Source organism: Geothrix paludis (assembly GCF_022808815.1).
Taxonomy (GTDB): Bacteria; Acidobacteriota; Holophagae; order Holophagales; family Holophagaceae; genus Geothrix; species Geothrix paludis.
In genome coordinates, this window is sequence record NZ_JAKZLC010000004.1 from 164,439 (window position 1) to 190,124 (window position 25,686).

29 protein-coding genes are annotated in these 25,686 nt (G+C 71.2%); 18 read left to right on the top strand and 11 right to left on the bottom strand.

Annotated features, from left to right (window positions below; genetic code table 11):
* Positions 1 to 8 precede the first annotated feature (8 nt).
* Positions 9 to 617 (bottom strand): NADH-quinone oxidoreductase subunit B, encoded by a 609-nt coding sequence (locus MLE64_RS11245; RefSeq protein WP_243287228.1) that lies wholly within the window; start codon positions 615 to 617, stop codon positions 9 to 11.
* A gap of 2 nt (positions 618 to 619) precedes the next feature.
* The gene (locus MLE64_RS11250; protein WP_243317819.1) at positions 620 to 1,000 is read right to left on the bottom strand and encodes an NADH-quinone oxidoreductase subunit A; all 381 of its coding nucleotides are present in this window, start codon (positions 998 to 1,000) and stop codon (positions 620 to 622) included.
* A 139-nt stretch (positions 1,001 to 1,139) separates the two neighbouring features.
* Here MLE64_RS11250 and MLE64_RS11255 point away from each other — a divergent pair, with 139 nt between their 5' ends.
* From MLE64_RS11255 to MLE64_RS11275, 5 genes are all read left to right on the top strand, one after another.
* Complete coding sequence (locus MLE64_RS11255; RefSeq protein WP_243295036.1) at positions 1,140 to 1,397, top strand: phosphopantetheine-binding protein; 258 nt, start codon at positions 1,140 to 1,142, stop codon at positions 1,395 to 1,397.
* 10 nt (positions 1,398 to 1,407) lie between these two features.
* Positions 1,408 to 1,812: a 3-hydroxyacyl-ACP dehydratase FabZ family protein gene (locus tag MLE64_RS11260; protein ID WP_243317820.1), complete on the top strand. Its 405-nt coding sequence runs from the start codon at positions 1,408 to 1,410 to the stop codon at positions 1,810 to 1,812.
* A complete protein-coding gene (locus MLE64_RS11265) occupies positions 1,809 to 2,987 on the top strand; it encodes a beta-ketoacyl-[acyl-carrier-protein] synthase family protein (protein ID WP_243317821.1) in 1,179 nt (392 codons plus the stop codon). Before MLE64_RS11260 ends, MLE64_RS11265 begins: the two co-directional genes overlap by 4 nt.
* A 319-nt stretch (positions 2,988 to 3,306) precedes the next feature.
* Positions 3,307 to 4,395 (top strand): beta-ketoacyl synthase N-terminal-like domain-containing protein, encoded by a 1,089-nt coding sequence (locus MLE64_RS11270; protein ID WP_243317822.1) that lies wholly within the window; start codon positions 3,307 to 3,309, stop codon positions 4,393 to 4,395.
* Entirely contained in the window at positions 4,392 to 4,922 is a 531-nt protein-coding gene (locus MLE64_RS11275) for an SPOR domain-containing protein (RefSeq protein WP_243317823.1), read from the top strand. The genes MLE64_RS11270 and MLE64_RS11275 overlap by 4 nt, the downstream gene beginning before the upstream one ends.
* A 19-nt stretch (positions 4,923 to 4,941) precedes the next feature.
* Here the strand turns inward: MLE64_RS11275 and MLE64_RS15965 are convergent, their stop codons facing one another.
* Positions 4,942 to 6,402: an NFACT RNA binding domain-containing protein gene (locus MLE64_RS15965; RefSeq protein WP_243317824.1), complete on the bottom strand. Its 1,461-nt coding sequence runs from the start codon at positions 6,400 to 6,402 to the stop codon at positions 4,942 to 4,944.
* Positions 6,403 to 6,543: 141 nt separating this feature from the next.
* Between MLE64_RS15965 and MLE64_RS11285 the strand changes: the two genes are divergently transcribed.
* From MLE64_RS11285 to MLE64_RS11300, 4 genes are all read left to right on the top strand, one after another.
* Positions 6,544 to 8,001: a GGDEF domain-containing response regulator gene (locus MLE64_RS11285; protein WP_243317825.1), complete on the top strand. Its 1,458-nt coding sequence runs from the start codon at positions 6,544 to 6,546 to the stop codon at positions 7,999 to 8,001.
* 78 nt (positions 8,002 to 8,079) lie between these two features.
* Positions 8,080 to 9,801, top strand: a complete 1,722-nt coding sequence (locus MLE64_RS11290; RefSeq protein ID WP_243317826.1) for a DUF2339 domain-containing protein — start codon at positions 8,080 to 8,082, stop codon at positions 9,799 to 9,801.
* The gene (locus tag MLE64_RS11295) at positions 9,798 to 11,054 is read left to right on the top strand and encodes a hypothetical protein (RefSeq protein ID WP_243317827.1); all 1,257 of its coding nucleotides are present in this window, start codon (positions 9,798 to 9,800) and stop codon (positions 11,052 to 11,054) included. Before MLE64_RS11290 ends, MLE64_RS11295 begins: the two co-directional genes overlap by 4 nt.
* Complete coding sequence (locus MLE64_RS11300) at positions 11,051 to 11,815, top strand: hypothetical protein (protein WP_243317828.1); 765 nt, start codon at positions 11,051 to 11,053, stop codon at positions 11,813 to 11,815. The genes MLE64_RS11295 and MLE64_RS11300 overlap by 4 nt, the downstream gene beginning before the upstream one ends.
* Here the strand turns inward: MLE64_RS11300 and MLE64_RS11305 are convergent.
* From MLE64_RS11305 to MLE64_RS11315, 3 genes are read right to left on the bottom strand one after another with little or no spacing between them, the layout of a single operon-like run.
* Positions 11,751 to 12,620, bottom strand: a complete 870-nt coding sequence (locus tag MLE64_RS11305) for an EamA family transporter (RefSeq protein WP_243317829.1) — start codon at positions 12,618 to 12,620, stop codon at positions 11,751 to 11,753. The two genes, MLE64_RS11300 and MLE64_RS11305, sit on opposite strands and share 65 nt — an antisense overlap.
* The gene (locus MLE64_RS11310; RefSeq protein WP_243295046.1) at positions 12,620 to 12,946 is read right to left on the bottom strand and encodes an antibiotic biosynthesis monooxygenase family protein; all 327 of its coding nucleotides are present in this window, start codon (positions 12,944 to 12,946) and stop codon (positions 12,620 to 12,622) included. Before MLE64_RS11310 ends, MLE64_RS11305 begins: the two co-directional genes overlap by 1 nt.
* Complete coding sequence (locus MLE64_RS11315) at positions 12,943 to 13,449, bottom strand: Lrp/AsnC family transcriptional regulator (RefSeq protein ID WP_243317830.1); 507 nt, start codon at positions 13,447 to 13,449, stop codon at positions 12,943 to 12,945. The genes MLE64_RS11310 and MLE64_RS11315 overlap by 4 nt, the downstream gene beginning before the upstream one ends.
* A 118-nt stretch (positions 13,450 to 13,567) precedes the next feature.
* Here MLE64_RS11315 and kdsA point away from each other — a divergent pair, with 118 nt between their 5' ends.
* The 3 genes from kdsA to MLE64_RS11330 are packed head-to-tail and all read left to right on the top strand — an operon-like array spanning position 13,568 to position 15,445.
* Positions 13,568 to 14,398, top strand: a complete 831-nt coding sequence (gene kdsA / locus MLE64_RS11320) for a 3-deoxy-8-phosphooctulonate synthase (RefSeq protein ID WP_243317831.1) — start codon at positions 13,568 to 13,570, stop codon at positions 14,396 to 14,398.
* Positions 14,399 to 14,406: 8 nt separating this feature from the next.
* A complete protein-coding gene (locus MLE64_RS11325; protein WP_243317832.1) occupies positions 14,407 to 14,955 on the top strand; it encodes a GNAT family N-acetyltransferase in 549 nt (182 codons plus the stop codon).
* Between the two features lie 40 nt (positions 14,956 to 14,995).
* Complete coding sequence (locus tag MLE64_RS11330) at positions 14,996 to 15,445, top strand: hypothetical protein (protein ID WP_243317833.1); 450 nt, start codon at positions 14,996 to 14,998, stop codon at positions 15,443 to 15,445.
* Between the two features lie 15 nt (positions 15,446 to 15,460).
* Here the strand turns inward: MLE64_RS11330 and MLE64_RS11335 are convergent, their stop codons facing one another.
* The gene (locus MLE64_RS11335) at positions 15,461 to 16,633 is read right to left on the bottom strand and encodes an energy transducer TonB (protein ID WP_243317834.1); all 1,173 of its coding nucleotides are present in this window, start codon (positions 16,631 to 16,633) and stop codon (positions 15,461 to 15,463) included.
* 46 nt (positions 16,634 to 16,679) lie between these two features.
* Positions 16,680 to 17,540 carry a bifunctional 5,10-methylenetetrahydrofolate dehydrogenase/5,10-methenyltetrahydrofolate cyclohydrolase gene (locus tag MLE64_RS11340; protein ID WP_243317835.1) on the bottom strand — a complete coding sequence of 287 codons (861 nt, stop codon included), beginning with the start codon at positions 17,538 to 17,540 and terminating at the stop codon, positions 16,680 to 16,682.
* Positions 17,541 to 17,598: 58 nt separating this feature from the next.
* On the opposite strand from MLE64_RS11340, the gene nth reads away from it, so the two are divergent.
* From nth to MLE64_RS11360, 4 genes are all read left to right on the top strand, one after another.
* A complete protein-coding gene (gene nth / locus MLE64_RS11345) occupies positions 17,599 to 19,134 on the top strand; it encodes an endonuclease III (protein WP_243317836.1) in 1,536 nt (511 codons plus the stop codon).
* A 32-nt stretch (positions 19,135 to 19,166) separates the two neighbouring features.
* Complete coding sequence (locus MLE64_RS11350) at positions 19,167 to 19,940, top strand: TlpA disulfide reductase family protein (RefSeq protein ID WP_243317837.1); 774 nt, start codon at positions 19,167 to 19,169, stop codon at positions 19,938 to 19,940.
* Between the two features lie 54 nt (positions 19,941 to 19,994).
* The gene (locus tag MLE64_RS11355; RefSeq protein WP_243317838.1) at positions 19,995 to 21,059 is read left to right on the top strand and encodes a TlpA family protein disulfide reductase; all 1,065 of its coding nucleotides are present in this window, start codon (positions 19,995 to 19,997) and stop codon (positions 21,057 to 21,059) included.
* 91 nt (positions 21,060 to 21,150) lie between these two features.
* On the top strand, positions 21,151 to 21,744 hold the full coding sequence (locus MLE64_RS11360) for an outer membrane beta-barrel protein (RefSeq protein ID WP_243317839.1): 594 nt from the start codon (positions 21,151 to 21,153) through the stop codon (positions 21,742 to 21,744).
* A 16-nt stretch (positions 21,745 to 21,760) separates the two neighbouring features.
* On the opposite strand, the gene MLE64_RS11365 is transcribed toward MLE64_RS11360, so the two are convergent.
* The 3 genes from MLE64_RS11365 to MLE64_RS11375 form a co-directional block, all read right to left on the bottom strand.
* Positions 21,761 to 23,506 (bottom strand): protein-disulfide reductase DsbD family protein, encoded by a 1,746-nt coding sequence (locus tag MLE64_RS11365; RefSeq protein ID WP_243317840.1) that lies wholly within the window; start codon positions 23,504 to 23,506, stop codon positions 21,761 to 21,763.
* A 91-nt stretch (positions 23,507 to 23,597) separates the two neighbouring features.
* On the bottom strand, positions 23,598 to 24,074 hold the full coding sequence (gene bfr / locus MLE64_RS11370) for a bacterioferritin (RefSeq protein ID WP_243287252.1): 477 nt from the start codon (positions 24,072 to 24,074) through the stop codon (positions 23,598 to 23,600).
* A 59-nt stretch (positions 24,075 to 24,133) separates the two neighbouring features.
* Positions 24,134 to 24,487: a (2Fe-2S)-binding protein gene (locus tag MLE64_RS11375; RefSeq protein WP_243317841.1), complete on the bottom strand. Its 354-nt coding sequence runs from the start codon at positions 24,485 to 24,487 to the stop codon at positions 24,134 to 24,136.
* A gap of 107 nt (positions 24,488 to 24,594) precedes the next feature.
* Between MLE64_RS11375 and MLE64_RS11380 the strand changes: the two genes are divergently transcribed.
* Both MLE64_RS11380 and MLE64_RS11385 read left to right on the top strand, forming a co-directional pair.
* Positions 24,595 to 25,266: an HD domain-containing protein gene (locus tag MLE64_RS11380; protein ID WP_243317842.1), complete on the top strand. Its 672-nt coding sequence runs from the start codon at positions 24,595 to 24,597 to the stop codon at positions 25,264 to 25,266.
* Between the two features lie 49 nt (positions 25,267 to 25,315).
* Positions 25,316 to 25,666: a 6-pyruvoyl trahydropterin synthase family protein gene (locus MLE64_RS11385; protein ID WP_243317843.1), complete on the top strand. Its 351-nt coding sequence runs from the start codon at positions 25,316 to 25,318 to the stop codon at positions 25,664 to 25,666.
* The last annotated feature ends 20 nt before the right edge of the window (positions 25,667 to 25,686 follow it).

The following is a 25,686-nucleotide window of genomic DNA, read 5'->3' on the forward strand; positions in this document are numbered from 1 at the left end:
CATCCCGCCTAGAAGATCGTGCCCGCGCCGTGCTCGGCCGCGTCCAGCAGCATCTCGCGGATGGTCTGCTGGCCCGTGAGGCCCTTTTCCGCCTGGAGCGCGTCCTGCCGGGCCAGGCTCTCGTAGAACCGCGCGATGTGGTCCTTGCGCATGGAGAGGGATTCCTTCTCGATCTTCTCCTGCAGCTTCATCACGCCGTAGAGCATGCTCTCGGGCCGGGGCGGGCAGCCGGGGACGTAGACGTCCACGGGAATCACCCGGTCCACGCCCTGGAGGGTGGCGTAGGTGCGGTACATGCCGCCGGAGCTGGCGCAGACGCCGAAGGAGATCACCCACTTGGGCTCGGCCATCTGGGCGTAGATGGTGCGCAACACGGGCGCCATCTTGTTGGTGACGGTGCCCAGGATCATCATCATGTCGCTCTGGCGCGGGCTGAAGCGCATGGCCTCGGCGCCGAAGCGGCTCATGTCGTACTTGGACGCCTGCATGCTCATGAACTCGATGGCGCAGCAGGCGGTGCCGAAGGGCATGGGCCAGAGGCTGTTCTTGCGGCCCCAGTTGACCACCGCGTCCAGGCGGGTGGTCACCACCGCGTCGTTGATGTTCATCTCGGCCATGGTCAGTGCTCCCACTCGAAGGCGCCCTTGCCCCAGGCGTAGATGAAGCCCACGAGCAGGGTGGCCATGAAGCTCAGCATGGCCGCGAAGGTCCACAGGGCCTGTTTGAAGGTCACGGCCCAGGGCAGGAGGAAGGCGGCTTCCACGTCGAACAGGATGAACAGCATGGCCGTGAGGTAGAACCGCACGGAATACTTGTGCCGCGCCCCGGGCTGCTGGATGGGCACGCCGCACTCGTAGGGGCGCAGCTTGGCCTCCTGCGGGTTGCGGGGCTTGAGCAGCGCCAGCGCCTTGCCGGAGAGGAACAAGATCGCGACGGCCGTCACGGCGGCGACCAGCAGCAGGATCAGGACCGGCAGGAAGGGCGATACGGGTTGGGCCATGGCGCTCTCGGGCGGAGGGTTCCGCGAGAATCCAGCTTAGCGCCCTTTGCGGATCCCGAAACCGTGCCAATATCACAACCCCACCGGGCCCCCGGGTTGAGGATAGAATCACCACTTCCACTGATCTGCCGGGATTGTCATGAGCGACCTCAAGCTGCGCGTCAAAGAGATGATCATCGAGCGCCTGAAGCTTGAGGGCCTGACCCCGGACCAGATCGAGGACCAGGCCCCCCTCTTCGGAGAAGGGCTGGGGCTCGACTCCATCGACGCCCTGGAACTCGTGCTGGGCATCGAGCAGGTGTTCGGCGTGAAGATCGAGGACGAGGCCGCGGGCATGCGGGCGTTCAAGTCCGTCCAGGCCCTCACGGACTTCATCGCCGAGCACGCCAAGGCCTGACGTCCCGCCCATGGACATCCTGGCCCACCTCCCGCACCGCGCGCCCCTGCTCCTCGTGGACCGGCTGCTGGAGCGGGAGCCAGGCTTGCGGGTGGTGGCCGAAAAGCTCATCACGGCCAGCGAACCCTACCTCCAGGATCATCCCGACGGGCGCGCCCAGGTCCCCGGCCCCCTGCTGCTCGAGATGCTGGCCCAGGCCGGCGGCTTCCTGGAGGCCGGGACCCTCCACGGGGCGTCCATTTTCCTGGCGGGCGTGCGGGACGCCCGGTTCCTTGCCCCGGCCCTTCCCGGGGACCGGCTGCGCCTGGAGGTGGCCGCGGAGGGCGCCTTCGCCGGACTGATGCGCCTGCAGGGCACGGCGAGCTGCGAAGGGCGCGACCTCTGCACGGCGACCCTTCTGGTGAAGCGCCTATGAACCGCGTGGTGGTCACAGGCCTGGGCATCGTGAGTTCGCTGGCGCTGGACCGCGAAGGCACCTGGTCCGCCATGCTCGCCGGAGGGGACGGCCTGGGGGCCCTCTCCCGCCTGGACCTGCCGGCGGAACCGGCCCAGATCGCGGGCCAGGTGGCCCTGAAACCCCTCCGGCACCAGACCCTCTGCGAGGTCGCCGCACTGCGAGCCCTGGCGGAGGCGCTTGGCGGCTTCCAGCCCGGTGGCGACCCGGCCCGCATCGGCGTCTTCCAGGGGGCGGGCACCAGCGGCCTGCCCGTGGCCGAGACCTACCTGAACGACCGGCTGGCCGGGTGTCGCGGTCGGGCCGCGGAGTCCGCCTACCAGAGCCCCTGCACCGTCACGGATGCCCTCGCCCGGGGGCTCGGCGCCGAAGGCCCCCGCGCCACCGTCATGAACGCGTGCTCTTCGAGCCTGCTGGCCCTGGGCCAGGCCTGGGAGCGCCTGGCCGCTGGCGAGCTGGACCTGGCCGTGGCCGGCGGCGCCGAGGGTCTCTGCCGCACCACCTACGCCGGGTTCTCCAGCCTCAAGGCCGTGGATGCCCAGAAATGCCGCCCCTTCAGCCGGGACCGGGCAGGTCTCAACCTGGGCGAGGGCGCCGTGCAGATCCTGCTGGAACCCCTGGACCGGGCCCTGGCCCGGGGCGCCACCATCTACGCCGAAGTGCTGGGCTACGGCGCCAGCATGGACGCCCACCACGCCACGGCGCCCCATCCCGAAGGCGAGGGCGCCGCCCGGGCCATGGCCATGGCCCTCCGCACGGGCCGGCTGGATCCCGCCGAGGTGGACCTCGTTTCCGCCCACGGCACAGCCACCCCCGCCAACGACGGCGCCGAGTGCCTGGCCATCCGCCGGGCCCTGGGCGCGGCCGCCGACGCCGTGTCCATCACCAGCACCAAGAGCCAGTTCGGCCACACCCTGGGCGCCGCCGGAGCCTTCGGGGCCGCCGCCACCATCCTGGCCCTGCGCGATCAGGTGGTGAGCCCCACCCTGCGACTGGAGGACCCGGACCCGACCTGCGACCTGGACTGCACGCCCCTGGTGGCGAAGCAGCGCCGGATCCGCGCGGCGCTGGTGAATGCCTTCGCCTTCGGCGGCAACAACGTGAGCCTGCTGCTGGCCCGCTGGGGTGGCGCATGACACACGCAAGCGGTTCAGCCCGATTCTTTTCTTGCTGCACGGCCTCTGCGCCAGAAAAGCGGAACACAGAAGACACGGAATTCCACGGAAGACACGGAAGGGGCTGTGTCGCTCGTCGCGCGGGCCCGCCGAAGGCGGCTTCCGGCGCAGCCGGAAGTGATCCCGGGGGCGCCTGGACCGCGTCCCAAAGCGCGGCGCTGGCGCCCCCGGGATACAGCCCGCGCTTTCGGAGTGGACGCCCCGTGCCTTTTCCCGTGTCTTCCAGCTTTCTTCCGTGGCTTCCGCGACCAGCTCTTTCCCGCTTTGAATGCGAATCACCATGAGCCACCCAGCCGATCTCGTCATCACGGGCCTCGGCCTGGTGCTCCCCTGTGGAGATGGCGTCGAAGCCGCCCGGGCCAACCTTGCGTCCGGCACACCCTGCTTCTCGGATCTGCCCGAGTCCCTAGGCGCCGGCCGGGGCGCGGCCTGCGCCGCGTTCAACCCGGCTGGCATCATCCCGCCCATGCAGCTGCGGCGCCTGGATCGCGTCTCGCGCTTTGCGTGGGTCGCGGCGCATCAGGCTTTCGGGGACGCGGGCCTGGATCCGAAACCGGTGGGCGACCGCATCGCCGTGGCCGTGGGCACCATGACCGGCGGCAGCGAGGCCAGCGAGGCCTTCATGCGGCCCTACCTCCAGCGGGGGCCCGACGGGGCCTCGCCCCTGCTCTTCCCCAACACCGTGGCCAATGCCGCCAGCGGCCACCTGGCCCTGGCCTTTGGCCTGAAGGGCCCCAGCGCCACCTTCGTGGACCGGGAGAGCGCCGCCCTCGCGGCCCTGGAGCAGGCGGCCCGCTGGCTGCGCGCCGGCCTGGCGGATGCCGCGCTGGTCCTGGGAGCAGATGGCCTCTTCCCCCTGCTCCTCGACATCTGCTGCGGCGCCCGCCTGCTGGCCCGCCACGGCCATCCCGAGATCGGCTCCGGCCGGGGCTTCCTGCCGGGCGAAGGGGCCCAGGCCTTCCTGCTGGAGCGGCGCGACCGGGCCGAGGCCCGGGGCGCCCGCCCCCGGGCCGTCCTGCGGGCCCTGGCCTCGCGATCCACGCCGGGGGACGGGATCGAGGCCCGGGCCCGCGCCTTGGCCGAGGCATCGACACAGGCCCTCGGTGAGGCCGCTCCGACGCGCTGGATCGGCGGCAGCAACGGCCTGGGCCGGCTCGACGACCTCGAGGCCCGCCTGGCCGCCGCCCATCCGGACTGGCCCGCGGCCCGCTTCCCCAAGGCCCTCTGGGGCGAGTTCGGCGGCTCCGGCGGCCAGCTGCTGGCGGCGGCCCTGCTGGAGCCTGCGGACCGCGCCCTCGTCACCGCCCCCGCCAGTTCGGGCGCCCAGTTCGCGGCGCTGCTCGAAGGCGTTAGGCTGGAACGACGATGACCCAGCGCGACCAGATCAGCATCGGCAGCCAATCCATCCTCTGGGTGGCGGGTGTGGGCGTGGGCCTGGTCACCCTGGCCTTCGTCCTGGGTGTGCAGGTTGGCAAGCAGGGCGCCGCCCTGCGCCGCCCCGCCCAGAAAGGCGTGGAGGAGGAGCTCAGAGACCTTCCCGAGCCGCTGGTGGATCAGCTCAAGATCTTCGAGGGCGACAGTCCGGACAAGTTCGTGGCGGCCCCGCGGGTGGACGCCACGGCTCCCAAGCCGGAGCCCAAGGCTGAGCCCAGGTCCGAGGCCGCGCCAAGCGCGAGCGGCGCCTGGACCCTCCAGCTCGTGTCCACCTCCGATGCGGCCGAGGCCAAGCGTGTAGCCGACAAGGCCAAGGCCGCTGGCTTCGCCACCACCACCCTCAAGGACAAGGGCCATCTGAAGGTGCGCCTCGCCAAATCGGCGGACCGCGCCGCCATCGACAAGACCGCCGAGAAGCTCAAGAAGGCGGGCTTCAAGCCCTTCGCGGTGAAGGCGGAGTAGCCCCTCACAGCTTGGGCCCTCAGGGTTTGGGATAGACCCGGATCCCCACCCATTTTTTAAGGATCACCTTGCCCGGCGCGAAGCCGCGGGGCTTGCTGATGTCGGCGATGCGGGCGAGATGGACCTCCACCTTGCCGCCGTCCCGGGCCTTGCTGTGGTAGGCGGCCAGCTCGGCGGCGCGCTCCAGCACGTGACGCGGCAGTTCGCTCAGCTTGTCGGGATTGCGGATGACCACGTGGCTGCCGGGCACGCTGGCCACGTGCAGCCAGAAGTCCGTGTTGTCGGCCACCTTGAAGGTGAGCTGGTCATTCTCCGCATCGCCCTTGCCGATGAGCACCTCGAAGCCGTCCACCATGACGCTGCGGAAGGCAGTGCCCTTGCCATCCTTGCGTTTCACCTCCGCTCCGCCCATCCGCTTCGTCCCCTTGCCCTTCGCCGAATCTTTCGCGTTCCCCTTCGCACCCAGTTGTCGCGCGAGGGGCGGCTCCGGCGCAAGTCCCGCGGCCTCGGCTTCCAACCGCTTCGCCCAGGCGGCCCGCTCGCGGGCCAACTCCGCCTCCAGTTCCCGCACCCGCGCCAAACCCCGCTCCGCCTTCTTGGCCGCGGCGAACCAGGCTTGGGCAGCGTCTTCGGCGAGGCGTCCTTCCGGCAGAGACACGCGCGTCCCGTCCAGCAGCACGGCCTCGCCCGTGGCCCCCTTGAGGCGGTAGAGCTCTGCCGCCAGGCGCTGGGCCTGGACCTTGAGGGGCAACACGGCCTCGTGCTTCGCCCGGTCCCGGGCCAGGGCCTGGGCCAGGCGGTCCATGCGCGCGACCTCCGCCAGGCGCTTCCGCTCCGCCGCGGCCTTCGCGGGAGCCAGAATCAGCGCCTCGGCACGTCCCTCGGACCAGGCGTGATGCCGCTCCAGCAGGCCCCCATCGCCCTCCAGGACCTCGGGGATCTCCCCCGCCAGGGCCCGTTCCAGGTCCGCGCCCCAGCGCTCCCGCCAGCGACGGAGCGGGGGCGGATCCTCGGAGGGCGCCGGCGCCGCAGCGGGGAAGGGCGAGCCAAGCCCCAAGCGGGGGATCTGGGTGTCCAGGCCGTCCGCCCGGATGCCGGCCCGGCCGGGGATGGCCTGGAAGGCCAGGCGCACGGTCTCCAGGCGGCCCGTGATGGCTCGTCGTTGGAAGACGAGGCCCAGCCAGCGTTCCCGGGGATCCCCCTCCACGGCCTTCAGCCTCGCCCCCTGGAGCCAGGGGCCCCAGAGCTTCCCGCTGTCCTTCGGGGCCTCGGCCTGAAGGCGCGCCCAAGCGGGATGGCCCGTGTCCAGCAGCCAGAGTTCGGGCCTGGGCTGGAGCAGCAGCACCCAGCCCTCGGCGGCCTTCCGGCCCGCCCAGCGCAGGCCCAGGGCCCGGTTCGAGGCCCAGACGGCCTCGACGGGGAGCTCGCTCCGTTCCCGGAGCCAGGTCCGGCCCAGGGCCAGGATCAGGGGTGCATCCACGGACTCACCTTTCTCTGTTCTTTCCACCCGACGGTGGCCATCATGGGGCAGCCTCCCCCTCCAGCATCCCATGCCTGGCCCCCGGGAAGGTCCCTACCTCCGCCCTCATCCGGCTTTCCCCCACCACCTGACGCTGGACCCATGACGATTGCCGCTGCCAAGGCCACCAAGACCCTCCAGGTGCTCCTGGTGGACGACAATCCCATCCAGCTGAGCCTCCTGCATCACCTTTTCCAGCGGCACGGACACACCACCCTGGAAGCCAAGAACGGCGCCGAGGCCCTCATCGTCCTCGCCACCGAATGCCCGGACGTGGTGGTGAGCGACTGCGTCATGCCCCTGCTGGATGGCTACCAGCTCTGCCGCCTGCTGAAGGACGACCGGGCCACGCGCAACCTGCCCGTGCTCCTGCTGACGGCCCAGGGCGTGGGTCTGGCGCGCTTCTGGGCCAAGACCTGCGGCGCGGACCGCTTCCTCGTGAAGGGGCGGGACCTCGACCATGTGGTGGAGGCGGCCACCTCCCTGGTGGAGCAGACCGACCGGCTGCGGCCCCTTCCCGGCACCCCCCGGCTCGCCCAGGAGAACTTCGGCGTGGACGCCATCCAGCGCCGCCTGGCCATGGCCCTGGAGCAGCGCGTGGTGGAGACGGCGCTGCGCGACTCCATCTCCCGCCTCTACACCGTGGAGCACGACACGCTGCGGCTCATCCGCGGGTTCATCGAGATCCTCCAGGAGCTCGTGCTGCCCGGGGCCATCCTCGTCTCCTACATGGGCGAAGAGGGCACGGTCTGCCACGGCGCCCACGGCACGTCGGCCAGCGAGGAGGACCGCCGGGCCCTCGAGACCGCCCTCCTACAGCTCTCGCCCTCCGGGGTCCCGGCCGAGTGCCGCTGGCACCCCGTGGATGACGGGGACGAGCGCCGCCGCACCCTCCGGGACCCGGTGATGCGCGTGATGCCCGCCCTCATGCCCGGCTACCCGGCCGTGGGCGCCCTGGGCTTCTTCGCCGAGCGCCGCTCCGTCGAGGAGTACGAGCGGCTGTTCGAGATCGCCAACGAGGAGCTGGGCCGCCTCCTCACCCTGGAGGACTCCCGCCTCCGCCTCTACCACCAGGCCATCCGCGACCCGCTGACGGGCCTGTTCAACCGGCGCCACATCCTCGACATGCTCAAGATCGAGGTGGATCAGTGCGGCCGCTTCGGACAGAGCCTGTCCGTGATGCTCATCGATCTGGACCACTTCAAGGCCGTGAACGACCGCTTCGGACACGCCACGGGCGACCAGGTGCTCAGCGTCATGGCCCAGCGCATGTCCTTCGCCCTGCGCAAGGTGGACCAGCTGGGCCGTATCGGCGGCGAGGAGTTCCTGGCCTATGGGCCCCAGACCGAGCTGGAGGGCATCCGCGCCCTGGCGGAACGGCTCCGCGAGCAGGTGGTCCTCGAGCCCCTGCCGGGCCTTCCCAAGAACGACCGCGTGACGTTGAGCGTCGGCCTGGCCACCTGGGAGGGTCCCGCGGACAGCCTGGAGCGCCTGCTGGCCCGGGCCGACAAGGCCCTGTACAGGGCCAAGGCCGAGGGCCGGGACCGCGTCATCGGCTGACCTGCCGGGAAGATCGGGCCGCTTGACAGGGCCGGAACCGCCATTCCATGATTCCATACGCTTCCGTATGGAGATCTCATGGCCGAGCTTCCGCAGGATCAGTCCGCCTCACCGGATCTCACCGAGCGGGTGGCCCGCCTGGAGGCCCAGGTGGCCTGGCTCCTCCAGCGCCAGCAGGCGCCCGCGCCTCCGCCCGCCGCGCCCAGGCCCCGCAAGGTGCCCGCCGCCGCGCCCCGGAAGCCGATTTCCCCGGTGGTCTGGATCGCCGGCGCGGCGGCTTCCCTCTTCCTCGTGGGGGCCACGTTCTTCTTCCACTGGGCCATCCAGCAGGGGTGGCTCGGGGCCGAGCTGCGCTTCGCCCTTGGGCTGCTGGTCGGCGCCGCCATCGCTGGCACCGCGGGGAGACTCATCCTCGGCGAGGGGCGCCGCCTGGGTGTGGCCCTGCTCCTGGCGGGCCTGGGTACCTTGCAGTTCACCTTCCGGGCCGGGGCCATGGCCTACCACTTCTACCCCGCCACCCTGGGCCTGGTGGCCGCGGCCCTGGTCACGCTGGTGGCCGGCGGCCTGGCGGCCCGGGGCCGCAGCGGCGGCGCCCTGACCGTGGCCCTGGTCTCCGGCCTCGCCGCGCCGCTGGTCTTCAGCCAGGGCGGGCACCACGAGGTGGCCCTGGCGGTCTACCTGGCCGTGCTCATGGCCGCGGCGCTGGCGGTGCCCTACCTCGCCAAGGCCGGGGAGGCCTGGCACGGCGCCCGCTGGACGGCGCTCATCGGCACCTGGCTCCTGCTGCTCCCCGCCTGCACCGAGGTGCTGAAGGCCGATGCCCCAGCGCTGGCGGGCCTGCTGGCCCTCCATCTGGCCCTGGCCGGAGGCTGGGCCTGGCTGCCGGGACGGGAGGAGAAGCCGGGCACGCCGACCGTGCTCTGGCTGGTCGCCTCGATCCTGGCCACCACGTACGGCGGCCTGGTGTGGAAGCGTCTGGACCTCGCGCCCGAGGCCTTCGCCGCGCCGGTGCTCATCCTCGCCGCCCTGAACCTGGCCCTCGTGAAGCCACTGCGCCGGCGCCTGGGCGGGCGCCAGGCGGACTGGGGGCTGCTGGCCTTGGCGGCGGGGCATCTAGCCCTGGCGGTGCCCGTGGCCCTGGCCTGGCGCTGGGTGGGCCCACTCTGGGGCGTCTTCGCCCTGGGTCTGGCCTGGGCCTCCCGGAAGGCCGAGGAGGGCGAGTTCGCGCAGGAGGCCACCGCCCTGCGCTGGCTGGCAGCGGGGATGGCGCTGCTCACCACCTTCCGCTGGGCGTTCCACGGGCTGGACAGCCTGTTCTTCCATGGCAGCGGATCGGTGCCCTTCCTCCATGCCGCCTTCGTCGAAGGCGCCCTGGCCTCCGCCGCCTGGTTCCTGCTCACGCGGCGCGGCGGCCCCCTGGGCTTGGTCTCGTTCCTCGCTCTGGAGGTGACGGCCAACGTGACCCTGGCCTTCGAGGCGGCCCGGCTGGTGCAGTGGCTCCAGACCCCCGCCCCGGCCGCCTGGGGGCCCTCCCGCGCCGCCTCCATCGCCATGACGCTGGTGTGGGCCCTGTCCGGTGCCTGGCAGTGGATGCGCGGCCTGGGCCAGCGCGACACGGCCCGCCGCGCCCTCCTCGCCGCCGGCTACGCCTGGATGGGGATCGCCAGCTTCAAGCTCATCGTGTCGGATCTCGACCGCGCCGACACCCCCCTGCGCGCCCTGGCCTTCCTGGGGGTGGGCGCCATCGGCATGGCGGCCGCCATCCTCGCCCACCGGCACCATCCCGAGGGGAACGCATGACCTCCATCCGACGAATCGCTCCCCTGGGCCTCCTCCTGCTCGGCCTCGCCTGCGCCCGCGAGGACGCCGCAGCCCTGCGCCAGCGGCCCATCCCGGCGCCGGCCGCCAGCGGGTGGGCGCGCCTGCCCCTGGACGCGGATGCCCAGCGCCAGTTGAAGGGCGCCTGGATCGGCGATGCGGAGGGGCGGAGCGTCCCCTTCCTGGAGGCCCGCGAAGGTCTCTGGGAATCCCGCACCCTGGCCCTGGACCACCTGCTGACCGGGCGGGACGCCGAAGGCCGCCCCACGGCCGAATTCTCGCTGAAGCTCCCTGATGGTTGGCGGGTGGGCGAGCGGGAGACGCTGGAGCTCGACTTCGACCTCGACGGACATGCCCCCTGGGTGGCCCAGGTGAGGGCCGAGCGGCGACGCGAGGACGAGGGCGACGGCGGCGCCTTCATCGCCTACGATGCGCCCGTCGCCACGCACCTCTACGACCTGTCGCCCTCGGGCCACCGGCAGACGCTCCACCTCCCCTGGGACGGCCAGCGCTATCGCCTGGCGCTGGTGGCCACGCAGGGGGAAGCCCCGCGCATCCGCGGCCTCTCGGTGCGGGCGGAGACCCGGCCCGAAGCCCTGGAAGCGGAGCTGGCCCTCGAGGGCGCCCTCGCCCCGGAGCCGGGCCGGCCGCGAACCTGGCGGCTGACGCTGCCCGACACGGAGCGCATCGTGGGGCTCGACCTGGTGCTGGCGCCGCCGGCCGCGCCCCTCGCGCCGGACGTCCGGGTGGGAGAGCATGCCGAGACGGAGCGGCCCGGGATGGCGCAGACGATGGCGCAGACCTGGACCGGCACCGACCTCGTCTGGAACCTCCCGGCCCTGGGCACGCGCTCCAGCCGCATCGCCCTCGCGCCGACGCTGGCGAAGACGGTCACCCTGACCCTGCCCGACGGCGCCACGCCCCAGCAGGTGCGGGCCCTGGTGCGGCGGCAGACCCTGATCTTCCCCGTGGAGGCGGGACAGGCCTACGTCCTCCACCTGGGGGGCGCGGCCAAGCCCGCCCCCGGCAGCCTGGGCGCCCTGCCCTCCCTGCAGGTCCTGACCGCCGCCGCCCCCCTGACCCTCGGCGCCAGCGAGCCCGATCCCCAGGGCCTTCCCCGCCGGGTCGGCGCTGACGAGCGCGCCCGGCCCTGGATGCCCTGGGTGGCGGGGGTCGCGGTGCTGGTCCTGGCGGCCGTCGCCTGGAAGCTGCTGAAGGAGAGCCCCGCCGCATGACGCTCCGCGCCCTCCTGCCCGCGGCCCTCGCGCTGGCGGGGTTCGCGTGCCGCTCGCCCCTGGCCGACCTGCGGCCGGAACCCGGCGGGCCGGCGCTGGCCCTGGCGGTCCACGTCGAAGACCACAGCCGGAAGCTCGCCCGCCTGAAAGAGCCCGACGGAGAGGCCGACACGCCCGAGTCGCGCAGGGCCGCCCTCGAAGCCCAGCGCGCGGCCTTCGAGGCCGACCTGCGCGCCGAGGCCGCGGCCCGGAGCCTGCGCCTGGATCCTGCCTCGGACCTGCGCCTGGACCTGACCATCACCAGCCTGGGCGAGGTGCGGACCAAGTACATCGCCTGGGGCATCGCCAGCGGCGTGGGATGGGGCGTGGGGGTGGGCGTGCTGGCCCACGACCCGCGGCTGGCCGTGGGCCTCGGGGCCTACGAGCTGCTCGAGGAGAGCGCCTTCTGGATCGGCGGCTCGGTGCTCATGGGCCGCTGGTCCAGCCCCGCGGTGGTGGAGGCGAAGCTCCTCCGCGCCGACGCCGGGAAGCCGCTCTGGGAGGAGACCTACTACGTGCTGTGGGCCCGCCGGGAGCTGGGGGCCCTGGCCCCGGCCGAGCAGGCGAAGCGGGAGCGCCAGCTCCAGGCCTCCCTCCGCAAGATCGAAGGGAAGCTCTTCCACGACCTCGAGGCCATTCCCGGCTTTCCCCGCCCCGTCAGCCCTCCGCGGCCCCGGGAGTCGCCGGCCGCAGCTGCACCAGCGCCACCGCCCCCAGGATGATCGCCATGCCCAGGACCTGGCGCCGGCCGAAGGGCTCATGGAGGATGAGGCTCCCCAGCAGCACCGCCACCACCGGGTTCAGGTAGGCATAGGTGCCCATCTTCGCCGGCGGCCAGGCCTTGGCTAGGTAGACGTAGGCGGAGAAGGCCAGCATGGAGCCGAACAGGGCCAGGTAGACGGCGGCCCCCACGGCCTTGTGGGTGAGCGGTCCCCGCAGGAACCCGCCGGTGAGGGGCGCCACCGTGAGCCCGATGACCGCGGCGGTGGCCATCTGGATGCCCACGTTGGTGAGCAGCCCGCCGCCGTGGACGAAGTGCTTGCCGTGCAGCGTGCCCCAGGACCAGATGATGGGCGCCGCCACCAGGGCCGCCAACCCGCCCGCGTGAACGCGCGTGCCGCCCGAAGGCCACACCAGTACGCAGACACCGGCCAGCCCCAGCAGGAGCCCCATCCAGCCCTTGGGGCCCAGCGGCTGCTTCGCCATGGAGAAGACCGCCAGCCACAGGGGCACCAGGGCCGCCAGCACCGCCGCCAGGCCCGAGGAGACGTGCAGCTCGGCCCAGGAGACCAGCGCGTTGGAGCCTCCCAGCAGCAGGGCCCCCACGATCATGAGGTGGCCCACTTCCCGGGCCGGGGGCCAGGGCTCCCGCCGCAGCCGCCCCACCGCCAGGGCCAGCACCGACGCGAGGGAGAAGCGCGCCGCCACCAGACCATAGGGCGTGAAGGACTCCAGGCCCAGCGCGATGGCGAAGTAGGTGGAGCCCCACACCACGGCCACGGTGAGGTAGGCGAGCCAGGCGAGCATCAGGGCGTGCCCATGCCCGCTTCGCGCTCCACGCGGCAGACCCGCAGGTGGAAGGATCCGTACCACCGCTCCCGGCCCAGGCGCTGGGCCACGGCATGCTCGGCATGCGCCTTCCACGCGGCGATGGAGGCCTCGTCCTTCCAGTAGGACACGGTGATGCCGAAGCCCTCGGCATCCCGGGCGCTCTCCACGCCGAGGAAGCCGGGCTGCGCGCGGGCCAGTTCCACCATGCGGTCGGCCATGGCCCCGTAGCCCTGGTCCCCCGGGGTGCGCTGGCTGCTGAAGATGACGGCGAGGTAGGGCGGCTCGGGGGTTCGCGCGATCACTTCTTGGCCTTCTTCCCCGCGGTGTCGCCCGCCGGGAAGGGACTGGGACCGGCCTTCTCCCAGTGGGTCTCCAGCACGATGGTGGTGCGCGTGGTCACCATGGGACCCAGCGCGCGGATGCGGCGCAGGCGCTCGGCGATGCCCGCCGGCGTGTCCGCCACGACCTTCAGCATGAGGGCGTCCTCGCCGGCCACCGTGTGGGCCTCCAGGATGTCCGGCTCATCCTCCAGCGCCTTGATGAAGCGCTGCTCGATGGCCTCGTTGTTGTCCTTGTAGCGCACCGCCACGAAGGCCACGTTGGGCTTGTTCACGGCCGCCGGCGCCACGCGGGCGGCGTAACCCGCCAGGATGCCGTCGGCTTCCAGGCGCTTCACGCGGTCGATGATGGTGGGGCGGCTCACGCCGAGCCGCTCCGCCAGTTCCGCGTGGCTCATGCGGCCTTCCTGCTGGAGCAGGGCCACCAGGCGCCGGTTCAGATCGTCTTCCATCAACGTCTTCGCCATGCTGGACTCCGGAAATGGGGTTGATGAGAATCATTGAACACTGTGCTAGAAGGTTCGGCAATACGGATGACAACCCGTAAATGGCCCAGGTCGAGGTAAAATGCAGGCAGAGGTGCACATGGACTTCGCCCGACCCTTCACCGGCCAGAGCTTCTTCCTGATCGCGGGGCCCTGCGTCATCGAAAGCCGGGAGCATGCCCACCTGATGGCGTCGAGCCTGAGGGACCTGGCGGAGGCCCGGGGCATCCCCTTCATCTACAAGTCCAGCTTCGACAAGGCCAACCGCACCAGCCGGGACAGCCATCGGGGGCCGGGCATGGAGGAGGGCCTGGACATCCTGGCGGAGATCCGCAGCCGCTACGGCGTGCCCGTGCTCACGGACGTCCACGAGAGCAGCCAGTGCGGCCCCGCGGCCCAGGCCGTGGACGTGCTCCAGATCCCCGCCTTCCTCTGCCGCCAGACGGACCTGCTCCTGGCCGCCGCGGCCACGGGCCGCACCGTGAACCTGAAGAAGGGCCAGTTCCTCGCCCCCTGGGACCTCCAGCACGGCGTGGAGAAGTTGCAGTCCGTGCCCGGCCACGGCCCCGTGTGGGTGACCGAGCGCGGCTCCAGCTTCGGCTACGGCAACCTGGTGGTGGACTTCCAGAGCTTCCCGCACCTGCGCAAGACCGGCTGTCCCGTGATCTTCGACGCCACCCACAGCGTGCAGAAGCCTGGCGCCCTGGGCAAAGCCACCGGCGGCGCGCGGGAGATGATCCCCACCCTGGCCCGGGCCGCGGCCACGGCGGTGGACGGCTTTTTCTTCGAGGTGCACGACTGCCCGGAGAAGGCCTTCAGCGATGGCCCGAACGCCATGCGCCTGGAGCAGTTCGGCGCCCTGCTCGATGAGCTGCTGGTCCTGTGGAGGGCTGGCCGCGCCGCGGCGCAGCTCGATCCCGCCGGCAAGTGAGGGTCGCGATGCCGGAGGCGATCAAGGCCGGGCGCGCCCTGGAGCTGCGTCCTCTGTGCCTGCGCGACGCGCGCCCCTTGTTCGCGCTCGTGGACGCCAACCGGGACCGCCTGCGCCACTGGCTTCCCTGGCCCGACGACAACCGCAGCGTGCAGGATTCCCGCGCCTACATCCTGAGGGTGCGGGCTCAGGCGCGCGCGGGCACGGCCCTGCCCTTCGGCCTCTGGTGGAAGGATGACCTGGTGGGCGTGGCGGGTTTCGTGTGGCTCGATCCGGCCAATCGCAGCGGAGGCATCGGCTACTGGCTGGCCCGGGAGGCCGAGGGCCACGGCCTGATGACCGCCGCCGTGTCGGCCCTGGCCCGCCACGGCTTCTACACCCTCAAGCTCAACCGCGTGGAGATCCGGGCCGGCGTCCGCAACCGCCGCAGTCGCGCCATTCCCGAGCGCCTGGGCTTCCGCCACGAAGGCACCCTGCGCCAGGCCGAACGCCTCGTGGGCCGCTACGTGGATCATGCGGTGTACGGGATGCTGGCTGAGGAATGGCAGACCCGATAAGAGTGCCTAACCCGCCTGCGCCCCTGGCAGTAACCGGGACATGCGCCGCTGGATCCCTCTCCTCATCCTTTCCGCCCTCCCGCTGGAGGCCCAGACGGCCATGGTGTCGGTGATCCGCCAACCCAAAGCCACCGCCGCGGAATTCACCGTTCCCATCACCGACCTCCAGGTGCGGGACCAGGGCGATTTTGCGCACTTCCACCTGGGCGTCGGCCTCGGGGCCCGGCACTGGGACGACGGCGACACCAGCCTGCGGTTCGTCATGGACGCCAACGCCACCGCCAACGCGGTCTTCGTGGGATTCGGCGCCATCGTGGAGGTCCCGCCCGGCGAGGGCGCCTTCCTCGGCCCCCGACTCCGCGTGGGCTGGGCCTTCCACCCGGCCTGGGCCCTCAGCCTCGAAGGCGAGCACCTGGAGCGACCCTTCACCGACGGGATCACGCCCCGCCGGCGGAGCGCCCTGGGGCTGGCCCTCACCGCCCGATTTTGAATTCCGGCCCGGCCTTCAGCGGAGCCGGAAAGGCATCGTCAGGCGGAACCGGGCATACTGCGGCACCCCGTTGAGTTTGGCCGGCTCGAACCGCCAGGCCAGAGCGTAGCCGATGGCGGTGAACAGCAGGGGCACCGGCCCTTCCCGCGCCTCGGCCCGGACGGGCTCGCCCTGCGGATCGATGATCAGGTCCAGCACCACCGTGCCCTGCACGCGGGCCAGCTTCGCCGCGGTCGGGTACGGCGGCGCGGGCGGCTGGCGCTTCACGCGGATCTGGCTGAAGTCGAAGTCCACCACGCCCCCGGCCTTTTGCGCGGGCGCGGCGGAGGCGGGAGCGGGTGTCGATGGTTTCGCGGCCGCCTTGACCTCCCGGATCGGGGCCGGAGGCGCCAGGACCTCGTCCAGGCCCTGCCTGAGCACACCGGCGACCAGGTCCTGGAGGCCAGCATCGCCCTTCTGCCCAATCACCCGGTTGAAGAAGGCGATGTGGGGCGGTTTTCCGGGCTCGTTCTCGGCCAGGTCCCGGTCCTCCCAGAGCGAGCAACGCGCTCGGACCTGGCAGATGGCCAGGCCCTCCGCCCGGACGACCTGGATCTGCAGCCCAAGGTGGAAGGCGTCCTGCGGTCCCGCTTCCAAGGGCGCCACCCGGGTCAGGCCACTATGGTCCAAGAAGCGCCCGAGCTCAGCCTCCAGGCGGTCGGTCTCGAGGACGGCCGGTCCTTCCGTCGAGTTCTGCGCCACCTCCACCACCACCTTGGATGGCGGCGCCGAGGGGTGGGCCGCGCCTGGCGCGGCGCCGAGATGGAAGGGCACCCGCAGGTCACATTGCACCCGTGCGGGTGTCCCGTCGACGAGGACGGGCTGGAAGGTCCAGGCCTGGAGGTAGGCCGCCGCGGCCTCGCGAAGCAGCCTGGGGCCCTCCAGGGCCTCGGCCCGCTCCACCCATCCGGAGCGCGAGATGGTCAGCCGCAGCAGAACCTCACCCTCCAGGTTCGAGAAGCGGGCCAGGGGAGGGTACGGGGGCGAACCGGCCCGTTTCCGGACCACGAGACGCTGGAAGTCATAGGGCACCGGGTCCGTGGTCGCGGCGGGAGGCGCCGTCAGGGTGCCCGGGCCCGCCGGCGCAGGCTGGGCCAGGGCCGGGAGGAAGGGGCTGAGACAGACCAGGAGACCGGCGGCGGAGCGCATGGGAACCTCGGGAACGTCGGGCCAGGATAGGAGGCTCGGCGGAGGCCTACTCCACGCCCGCCGCGTAGGTGAGGTTCAGCAGGGCCATGGCCCGCGTGACCTTGCCCACACTGTTCTTCGTGGTGTCCGTGTAGAGGATGCCGCGGCGGTCCAGGGCCTCGTAGTCGAAGTTGCCGTCGCCGCTGAGGTCGAAGCAGAGGGCGCCGTCCTTGATCCAGTCCGTGCGGATCTGGTAGCCGGGGGCCGGCACGGCGCTCACGATGACGTCGGCCATGCGGACGAAGCCCTCGAGGTGGGTCGGGTTGGTGGCGGCATGGCAGAGGATGGGCGTGCCCTTGAGGTTGGCCACCATGGCCGTGAGGGGACGGCCGATGCGCAGGCTGTCGTTGATGACGAGCACGGTCTTACCGGCCATCCAGCCGTCGCCAAAGCCGCGCTTGAGGGTCTTCACGATGGCCCGGGCGGTGCAGGGCGTCATGCAGCGGTGTTGGGAACCGTCATCCAGGCGCTTCCGGTACTTGGTGAGGAAGCCGATGTTGATGGCGTGCAGGCCCTCGATGTCCTTGCCGGGGTCCACCAGGTCCATCACCTCGTCATCCTTGATCTCGGGGTAGCGCAGGGGATAGAAGATGAACACGCCGTGGGTCTTGTCGTCCTGGTTCAGGCGGGCGAGGAGCTTCACGAGCTGCATGCCGTTTTCCACCCGCAGGTCCGCCGCGTTGATGCCCAGGTCCTCGCAATCCTTCATGAGCCAGCGCTGGTAGGTGACGCTGCCAGGGTCGCTGCTGCCGAGGATCACGCCGAGGCCCGGGGAGAACCCGAGCTTCTTCACGTTCGAGCGCACCAGGTCCAGGTAGTGCCGGGCGGTCTCCTGGCAGTCGAGCTTCCCCGTGAGCGTGGTGGGCATGCGGCACCTCAACCCCTAGTTTAACAATCCGGCGGGCCAACCACCCTATCCTGGTCCCATGCGCGCCTCCCGACCCGACCCCGGTGAACTCCAGCGGCGGCTGCGCGCCGCCTACCCCGATGCCCGCTGCGCCCTGGACCACCGTGACCCCTACCAGCTGGTGGTGGCCACCATCCTCAGCGCCCAGTGCACGGACGCCCGGGTGAACCTCACCACGCCGGCCCTCTTCGCCCGCTACCCCGATGCGGCCAGCCTCGCGGCGGCGCGCACTGAGGAGCTGGAGGGCCTCATCAAGTCCACGGGCTTCTTCCGCAACAAGGCGAAGAACCTCATCGGACTCGGACAGGCGCTGATGGCGAAACATGGCGGCCGCGTGCCTTCGGATCCGGCCGAGCTGGGCGCCCTGCCCGGCGTGGGCCAGAAGACCGCCAACGTCGTCCTGGCCAACGCCTTCGGCGTGCCCGCCCTGGCCGTGGACACCCACATCTTCCGCGTGGCGCGCCGCCTGGGCCTGTCGAAGGCCGCCACGCCCGAGAAGGTGGAGGCGGACCTCTGCCGCCTCTTCCCCCGGGAGGACTGGATTGAGCTGCACCACCAGCTCATCTTCCACGGCCGCCGCACCTGCGATGCCCGCCGCCCGGACTGCGCCGCCTGCCCCCTGCTGGACCTCTGCCCCACGGGGCTGGGGCAGATGAAGGATCCGCACCTGGGGGTGAGGCTGACGGTAGATCCTGGGCCGAGCGCGCTGCGCCCTGCGGTGCCCCTGCCCCGATCAGGAGGCGCCAGGCAGGATCATCAGGCTCTGCCTGAAGAGCCTGCGGGGGCCCGGGGGGACATCGCGAGCGACGCGAGCAGGCGGTCCCCCCGGAGCATGTCTGGCCCCCAGCGCATCGTCAGTCTGGTGCCCTCGGTGACGGAGCTGCTGGTCCAGTGGGGCCTGGCGGCGCGGCTGGCGGGGCGCACGCGGTACTGCATCGAGCCGAGGTGGATCCGCAACACAGTGCCGGCCGTGGGCGGCACCAAGAACCCGGATCTGGACCGCATCCGCGATCTGGCGCCGGACCTGGTGATCCTCGAGCGGGACGAGAACCCGAAGGAGGTCGCGGATGCCCTCACGACCCTGGGCATCCCCTGGATGGCCCTGGAGATCCGGACCGTGAAGGACTGCGTGCGCGCCCTGCGCCAACTGGGGGAGCGCCTCGGCGCCGTCGAGGCCGCCGAGGCCCGCGCCTCGGCGCTGGAGGCCACGCTGAAGGGACGCCGCCGCAAGGGCCCCCGCACCCTGGCCCTCATCTGGAAGGATCCCTGGATGAGCGCTGGGCCCGACACCTACGTGGGCGATCTCCTTCGGTCGGGGGGCCTGGCGCCCGTCGGTCCGGACCGCTATCCGACGCTGACCGACGACGATCTGGAGGCCCTCGCGCCCGAGCTGATCCTCCTCCCCACCGAGCCCTACCGCTTCAACCGCCGCCATCAGGCCGAGCTGCAGCGGCGCTTCCCGGGAGCGGAGGTGCGCGTGGTGGATGGCCAGGCCCTCACCTGGTACCTCAGCCGGACGGAGCAGGGCCTCGACCTGGTGCGGAGCTTCCGATAGGGTGGTGGGCAATCCCCGCCGAGAGGTGTCCCGTGTCGCGTCCTCCGCTGTGCAGCCTTCTCCTGACCCTCTCCAGCCTCTCCCTGGGCGCCCAGGGCGTGTTCAACAACGCCAACAGCCCCAGCGACCCCACCTGCCCGAGGATCATGCAGGAGAAGACGGAGCTGAACCACAAGAGCCAGTACGGCCGCAACGGGGCGGACGCCTCCGCGGTCCGCTACTCGCAGCGGGGGGATCAGTTCTTCCCTCCGGCGGAGCGGAAGGATGTCTCCGCCTTCGCCGCCTACGACGAGAAGAACAGGGGCGTCTCCATCGCCAGCCTCAAGGGCAAGGTGGTGCTGGTCGGCCTCTGGAGCAAGAACTGCGACCCCTCCGCCAAGATGCTCCAGGAATTCGCCAGCCTCTATCCCAAGAAAGGCCAGTACGGCTTCGAGATCCTGGCGGTCAACTTCGATGAGAACCAGCAGGACAGCGGCATCGAGGGCGGGTGGCGGGCCATCAACAAGTTCATGAACCGGAACCGTCAGTTCTTTGAGAGCAGCCACATGCCCGTCTTCACGCCGGGCCTCGGCAAGGAGGGTCCCTCCAACTTCATGGACATGGTCTACTCCGTACCCGTGCTGTTCGTGGTGGACCGCCAAGGGAAGCTGGCCGAGCTGCACATCGGCTACCAGGACGGCTTCGTGGGCCAGGCCGTGATGCGGGCCCTGCGGGAGCGGGTCGCCCCCCCGACTCCGACTCCGGCCCCAGCCCCGGCTCCAGCGACGGCCCCACCGGCGGAACCGGGTAAGCCCGCCCAGCCTTGACCTCGTGAATCGAGGTATTCTGTCCGGCGAGCCTGACCGCCCGCCGGAGGATCCATGCCGCTACCCCTGATCTCCCTGATGATGGCCCTGCCCGCGCTCCAGGCACCCGCGCCAGTGGCCACGCCCATGCCCGCGCCGGTGCCCGGGCCCCAGGCCGTGCTGGAGGCCGCCCGGGTGAAGGCCAAGTCCGTGATGGAGGCCCGCGCCGCCTTCATGAAGGCCGGCGGCAACACCAAGGACTTCCGTGGCGACTGCGCGAAGGAACTGGCGGACCTGGACGCGCGCCTGGCCGTCGAAAAGGCCCCCGAGCTGCGCCAGGCCCTGCTGGTGAGCAAGCTGTTCCACCTGCAGCTGGCCAAGGCCGAGCCCACCCCCGCCCTCCTGGCCCAGGTGAAGCAGGAGGTCCCACCCACGGCGGCCGCCTGGACCCTGGACCCCGGCCTGCTCACCGCCCGCGCCGAGGCCGATCCCAAGGGCTGGAACGCCTACGTGGCCGAGGCCCGCGCGAAGCACGCCGACGCCGAGCTGCGCCGCACCCTGCTGTTCGAGCACTTCTGGGAGCGCCTGGACGCCAAGGACGAGGCCGCCTGGAAACCCGCCTACGAGACCTTGCAGAAGGACTTCGCCGGCAGCCGCCAGGCCAAGCAGGCCCAGGGCATCCTCGAGGGCGAGCTGAAGACGGGCCTGGGGCGCCCGGCGCCGGCCTTCAGCCTCAAGGCCCTGGGCGATCCGAAAACCACCTACACACTGGACACCTTCAAGGGCAAGTACGTGCTCATCGACTTCTGGGCCACCTGGTGCCCGCCCTGCCGCGCGGAGATGCCCTCCATGCACGCCGCCTGGGCCAGGTTCAAGACGAAGCCCTTCGAGATCCTCTCGCTCTCCTTCGACCGCCGCGTGGAGCACATCGCGCCCTTCCGGAAGCAGGCCGCCACGCCCATGCCCTGGAAGCACGCCTTCATCGAGGGCGGCTTCCAGAACCCCGTGGCCGACGCCTACGGCGTGAAGGGCATCCCCAAGCCCCTGCTCATCGGCCCCGACGGCAAGATTGTCGCCAGCGGCGCCCAGCTCCGCGGCGAGAACCTGGAGAAGACACTGGAATCCTTCCTGGGGAAGTGAGGGCGGCGGTCAACCCCGCTTGGGGATTTGCACATTGATGATCCCTGGGTTATGTTCCCTGCATCTGGAGGTCCAGAGCCCGGGGGATCCCATGGCCACGCCTTCGCCAGCCCGCACCGCCGCCGTATCGGGCGGGGCGCTCATCCTGCTCCTGGCCCTCCCGCTCCACGGGCAGGAACCGGCCCTGAGGCCCGACTGGGAGGGGTTCGTCGGACTCTCCCTCGTCTGGGCGGACTACAAGCCCGCCTTCCCTGTCGCCGGGGCGCCGGATTCCCGCACCACGGCCGGCTTCGCGCTGTACGGAGGGGGACGCTGGCGCCGGACCTGGGGGTTCGAGGTGGACCAGACCTACTACGGAGACTTCACGGTGATCGCCGGTGGGGTTCCGGAGGACCGGGACGTCGGCACCACCAGCCTCACGGGGATGGCCTGGCTTCCCCTCGGCTCCGCGTCTGCCTACGCCCGCGCCGGCGTGGCCTACTGGACCGCCACCCGGGGCGAGGGCTACGTCTTCCTGACGGATTCGGGTGAGACCACCACCTCGGGCTTCACCCCCCACCTCGGCGTCGGCGTCGAGGTGCCGCTCGGGAGGCAGTGGCTCCTGCGCCTGGACGGGAGCCTGTTCCCCCGGGTGCTGTCCCATCGCCTCGTCCGCGTGAGCGCGGGCGCGGCCTGGCGCTTCTAGGCGAGGCCGCCGTCCCTCACTTTCCTTCCAGCCAGGCTTTCATGGCCTCGGGTTTCTGGAAGCCCAGGATGCGGCGCAGCTCCCGGCCCTCCGCGTCCAGCAGGAGCACGGTCGGATAGCTGCGGATCTGCAGCTTCGCGGCCAGGTCCTTGCGCTTGGCATCGGTGTCGATGCGAATGGGCACGGCGTTCGCGGCGATCCACTGCTTCAGCGCGGCGTCGGGCCAGGTCTTCTCGTCCAGTTCCTTGCACTGGGCGCACCACTCGGCGTAGATGTCCACCAGCACGACCTTGTGCTCGGCCTTGGCCTTCGCCAGTGCCCCTTCGAGATCCTGCTCCATCCAGCCGGCGTGCTCGTCCGTCACGGCCGCCACGCCGCCCTTGGGCAACAGGTCCACCTTGAGGTAGGTCTCCACGGTGCGCACGCCCAGCAGCAGGGCCAGCGCCAGCATCAGCAGCGCCAGGCCCTTGCGCAGCTGGCCCACCAGGCCCGCGGCCGCCTCGAAGGCGCCGAAGACCGCCGCGCCCGCGAGCATCACCACGGTCCACATGGCGAAGTTGGCCCAGTCCGGCACCACGAGCCGCACGTTCCAGGCCGCGAAGCCCAGCACCACCAGGCCCATGCCCTGCTTGAACCGCGTCAGCCAGTCGCCGCTCTTGGGCAGGGCCGCCGAGAAGGTGCCCACGGCCAGGAACAGCACGCCCATGCCCAGAGCGAAGATAAAGAGCTGGAGGCCGCCCAGGAAGACGTCCCCCCGCTGGGCGATGCCCACCAGCACCGCGCCGATGACGGGGCCCACACAGGGGGCGGAGAGGGGCCCCAGCACCAGGCCCATGAGGAAGGCGCCGCCGAAGCCCTTGCGAGAGCCGTCGCCCTGCAGCTTCAGGGCGAGCCCCTGGGGCAGGGCGATCTCGAAGGCCCCGAAGAGGGAGAGCGCGAAGGCCGCGAAGAGCAGGGACACGGGGATGAGGAAACCCGGCTTCTGCGCGAAGGCTCCGAAAGCGGCGCCGCTGCGGGCCGCCAGCACGCCCAGCGTCGTGTAGGTGACCGCCATGCCCAGCACCAGCATGAGGGAGAGCGCGAAGCCCTTGGCCTTGCCGCTGCCCTTGGCCCCCACGATGGCCATGGTGATGGGGATCATCGGGTACACGCAGGGCGTGAGCGAGGCCCCCATGCCCGCCAGGAAGACCAGGAGCAGGGACCAGATCAGGCCGGAGTGCTCAGGTGGGGGCGCAGGCGTGGCCGCCTGCGCCGGGGGCAAAGATGGAGCCACGGGAGTCGCCGCCAGCTCTTCCTTTTTTTCCAACGGAGAAACCGCAGGTTTCTCCGCAGCAGCAGCCGCGGGGGCGGCAGCCGGAATGTCGGTGGCCTTCACCTCCAGCGTCCGCGTCGTCGGCGGGAAGCAGACCCCACCCTCGCCCTCGGTGCAGGGCTGGTAGGTGACCTCGAGCTTCACGGTGCCGCTGAGTCCCTCACTGCGCAGGGGGATGCGCACGGTGCCGTGCCACACGCCGTCACCGATCTCGTCCTGGGCGTCCGTGGCGGGCAGGGGGCCCACCTTCAGCGTTCCGGCGCCGCCCTTCTTCGCCACCTCCATGAACGAGGCCTTGAGGTGGGCGCCTGGCGGCACCGTGAGCACCACGGCCCCCTTCTGGAACGCCAGGCTCACGCTCTTGATCGCATCGAAGGAGGGATCGGCCTTCTGGGCCCAGGCGGTCGCCGCCAGCAGAACGGAGCAGAACAGGGACTTCAGGTACCGCATGGACACTCCAGGCGTGCCGTGGGGCACCCTCCATGATCCCCTGGGCGGACCGCCCTCCGCCAGCGGCCACTGCGATGGCAGGGGCCGGCGATCAGGACAGGCCGCCCGCGGCCCGCTGGACGAAGTTCTGGAGGCCCATCTGCCCGATGAGGTCGAGCTGGGTCTCCAGCCAGTCCACATGTTCCTCCTCGCTCTCCAGGATGTCCTGGGCGAGGTCGCGGCTCACGTAGTCACGGATGCCCTCGGCATAGGCGATGGTCTCGCGCAGGTCCTTCATGGCGTCCATCTCCAGCGCCAAGTCCCCCTCCAGGACCTCCTTGGGGTTCTGGCCGATGCGCAGCTTGTGCAGGTCCTGCATGCTGGGCAGGCCTTCCAGGAAGAGGATCCGCTCGATGAGCCGGTCGGCGTGCTTCATCTCGTCGATGGATTCCCGGTACTCGTGCTCTCCCAGCTCCTTCAGGCCCCAATTGCGGCACATGCGGGCGTGGAGGAAGTACTGGTTGATGGCCGTGAGTTCGTTGCGGAGGAGCCGGTTCAAGTGCTGGATGAGGGTCGCATCGCCTTGCATGGGGCCTCCCGTGAAAAGGCCCTCACCATAGCCACCTTTGCCGGTTCTTCACAAGGATTTCAGCCAGCCTTGGCGACCTCCGCCGGGCCCCAGGCCAGATCCGAGGCCGGGCCCCAAGCCGGGGTCGTGGCCGGGTCCGACGTCGGCCCCCAGGTCGGGCGGCAGCGGCCCCGGCAGCCCCAGGGCGTGGTCCGGAGATCCAGGGCAGGATCCAAGGCGGGATCCAGAGCCACCCCCACCGGCTCCCCGGCCCGGATGGCCAGCACCGCCTCGGCCATGGCCCCAAGGCAGCGCCCGCAGTCCGGCTTGGCCTCCAGGGCCTCGAAGACCGCCTTCACCGACGCCGCGCCGCGCTCCCGCACGGCCCAGACGACCTGGTCTTCCGTGATGGCGTTGCAGACGCAGAGATACATGCCCGACCTCAGGGATCCATTTTAGACAAAAGAGAAAGAGTCTCAATATTGAATTCTGTGATCTCCGCCACAAACCCCGGCCCCGGCGGCTGGATTAGGCTGGAACCATGACGCCGAGCCCTTCCTTCCCCTGGTTCGCGCCCCTGATGGCGCGCCTTCGGACCCATCTGGCCGCCGAGCCCTTCCCCCGGGACGCCGCCCACGACCTGGGCCACATCCTGCGGGTGGCGCGCCTGGCGGCCGCCCTGGCCGCCGAGGAGGGTGCCGATGCCGAGGTCTGCGTGGCCGCGGCCCTGCTCCACGACCTGGTCTACCGCCCCAAGAACCACCCGGAGTCGCCCCTCACCGCTCGCATGGCCGCGGACCTGGTGCCCCAGTGGTGCCGGGAGACGCCGGGGCTGGAGACGAAGGCCGAGGCCATCGCCGCCGCGGTGGCCACCCACAGCTGGAGCGGAGGCCAGGCCCCCGGCAGCCTGGAGGCCGCCGTGCTGCAGGATGCCGACCGCCTGGAGGCCCTGGGCGCCATTGGCATCGCCCGGGTCTTCGCCACGGGCGCCAGCTTCGGGGCTGGCCTCTGGCACCCGGAGGACCCCTGGGCCGAGGGCCGCGACCTGGATGACAAGGCCTGGAGCCTGGACCACTTCGAACGGAAGCTCCTCAAGCTGGCCGCCGGCATGACCACCGCCGCGGGACGCCGCCGCGCCGGGGCCCGGCAGGCGGTCATGACCGCCTACCTGGCCGACCTCCGCGCGGAGCTGGGAACGGCGACCGAGCCCTGATCGCCGTTCCTCATGTCCGCAGTCCCATGGCCGATAGCTATACTCAGCCATGCCTTTCACCCTCTCCCTCCGACGCCCCTTTGTGGCCGATCATTTCCACGACCTTCCTGGATTCCAGGAGGATCGGCATGGGCACAACTGGGAAGTCGAGGCCACGGTCGAGCTGGTCTCCGAAGCCGATGAGGCCGCCTTCGCCAAGGCCCTGGACGCCTGGCTGGAAGCCGTGGACTACCACCTGCTGAACACCCTTCCCCGACTGGAAGGGAGGAACCCCACCGCCGAGATCCTCGCCGAATGGGCCTTCGAGCACCTGCGGGAGGCGGACCTGCAGCCGCACAGCGTGAGGATCCGGGAAAAGGCCAACTACTGGGCGCTCTGCCGGGGAGACGCCACGTCATGAGACCCGCCCGCAGGCCAGGT

Excerpts from the sequence above, each read along its gene's own strand:
- MLE64_RS11245 (WP_243287228.1), bottom strand. The coding sequence starts at position 617 with ATGGCCGAGATGAACATCAACGACGCGGTGGTGACCACCCGCCTGGAC.
- MLE64_RS11250 (WP_243317819.1), bottom strand. The coding sequence starts at position 1,000 with ATGGCCCAACCCGTATCGCCCTTCCTGCCGGTCCTGATCCTGCTGCTG.
- MLE64_RS11255 (WP_243295036.1), top strand. The coding sequence starts at position 1,140 with ATGAGCGACCTCAAGCTGCGCGTCAAAGAGATGATCATCGAGCGCCTG.
- MLE64_RS11260 (WP_243317820.1), top strand. The coding sequence starts at position 1,408 with ATGGACATCCTGGCCCACCTCCCGCACCGCGCGCCCCTGCTCCTCGTG.
- MLE64_RS11265 (WP_243317821.1), top strand. The coding sequence starts at position 1,809 with ATGAACCGCGTGGTGGTCACAGGCCTGGGCATCGTGAGTTCGCTGGCG.
- MLE64_RS11270 (WP_243317822.1), top strand. The coding sequence starts at position 3,307 with ATGAGCCACCCAGCCGATCTCGTCATCACGGGCCTCGGCCTGGTGCTC.
- MLE64_RS11275 (WP_243317823.1), top strand. The coding sequence starts at position 4,392 with ATGACCCAGCGCGACCAGATCAGCATCGGCAGCCAATCCATCCTCTGG.
- MLE64_RS11285 (WP_243317825.1), top strand. The coding sequence starts at position 6,544 with ATGACGATTGCCGCTGCCAAGGCCACCAAGACCCTCCAGGTGCTCCTG.
- MLE64_RS11290 (WP_243317826.1), top strand. The coding sequence starts at position 8,080 with ATGGCCGAGCTTCCGCAGGATCAGTCCGCCTCACCGGATCTCACCGAG.
- MLE64_RS11295 (WP_243317827.1), top strand. The coding sequence starts at position 9,798 with ATGACCTCCATCCGACGAATCGCTCCCCTGGGCCTCCTCCTGCTCGGC.
- MLE64_RS11300 (WP_243317828.1), top strand. The coding sequence starts at position 11,051 with ATGACGCTCCGCGCCCTCCTGCCCGCGGCCCTCGCGCTGGCGGGGTTC.
- MLE64_RS11305 (WP_243317829.1), bottom strand. The coding sequence starts at position 12,620 with ATGCTCGCCTGGCTCGCCTACCTCACCGTGGCCGTGGTGTGGGGCTCC.
- MLE64_RS11315 (WP_243317830.1), bottom strand. The coding sequence starts at position 13,449 with ATGGCGAAGACGTTGATGGAAGACGATCTGAACCGGCGCCTGGTGGCC.
- kdsA (WP_243317831.1), top strand. The coding sequence starts at position 13,568 with ATGGACTTCGCCCGACCCTTCACCGGCCAGAGCTTCTTCCTGATCGCG.
- MLE64_RS11325 (WP_243317832.1), top strand. The coding sequence starts at position 14,407 with ATGCCGGAGGCGATCAAGGCCGGGCGCGCCCTGGAGCTGCGTCCTCTG.
- MLE64_RS11330 (WP_243317833.1), top strand. The coding sequence starts at position 14,996 with ATGCGCCGCTGGATCCCTCTCCTCATCCTTTCCGCCCTCCCGCTGGAG.
- MLE64_RS11335 (WP_243317834.1), bottom strand. The coding sequence starts at position 16,633 with ATGCGCTCCGCCGCCGGTCTCCTGGTCTGTCTCAGCCCCTTCCTCCCG.
- MLE64_RS11340 (WP_243317835.1), bottom strand. The coding sequence starts at position 17,540 with ATGCCCACCACGCTCACGGGGAAGCTCGACTGCCAGGAGACCGCCCGG.
- nth (WP_243317836.1), top strand. The coding sequence starts at position 17,599 with ATGCGCGCCTCCCGACCCGACCCCGGTGAACTCCAGCGGCGGCTGCGC.
- MLE64_RS11355 (WP_243317838.1), top strand. The coding sequence starts at position 19,995 with ATGCCGCTACCCCTGATCTCCCTGATGATGGCCCTGCCCGCGCTCCAG.
- MLE64_RS11360 (WP_243317839.1), top strand. The coding sequence starts at position 21,151 with ATGGCCACGCCTTCGCCAGCCCGCACCGCCGCCGTATCGGGCGGGGCG.
- MLE64_RS11365 (WP_243317840.1), bottom strand. The coding sequence starts at position 23,506 with ATGCGGTACCTGAAGTCCCTGTTCTGCTCCGTTCTGCTGGCGGCGACC.
- bfr (WP_243287252.1), bottom strand. The coding sequence starts at position 24,074 with ATGCAAGGCGATGCGACCCTCATCCAGCACTTGAACCGGCTCCTCCGC.
- MLE64_RS11375 (WP_243317841.1), bottom strand. The coding sequence starts at position 24,487 with ATGTATCTCTGCGTCTGCAACGCCATCACGGAAGACCAGGTCGTCTGG.
- MLE64_RS11380 (WP_243317842.1), top strand. The coding sequence starts at position 24,595 with ATGACGCCGAGCCCTTCCTTCCCCTGGTTCGCGCCCCTGATGGCGCGC.
- MLE64_RS11385 (WP_243317843.1), top strand. The coding sequence starts at position 25,316 with ATGCCTTTCACCCTCTCCCTCCGACGCCCCTTTGTGGCCGATCATTTC.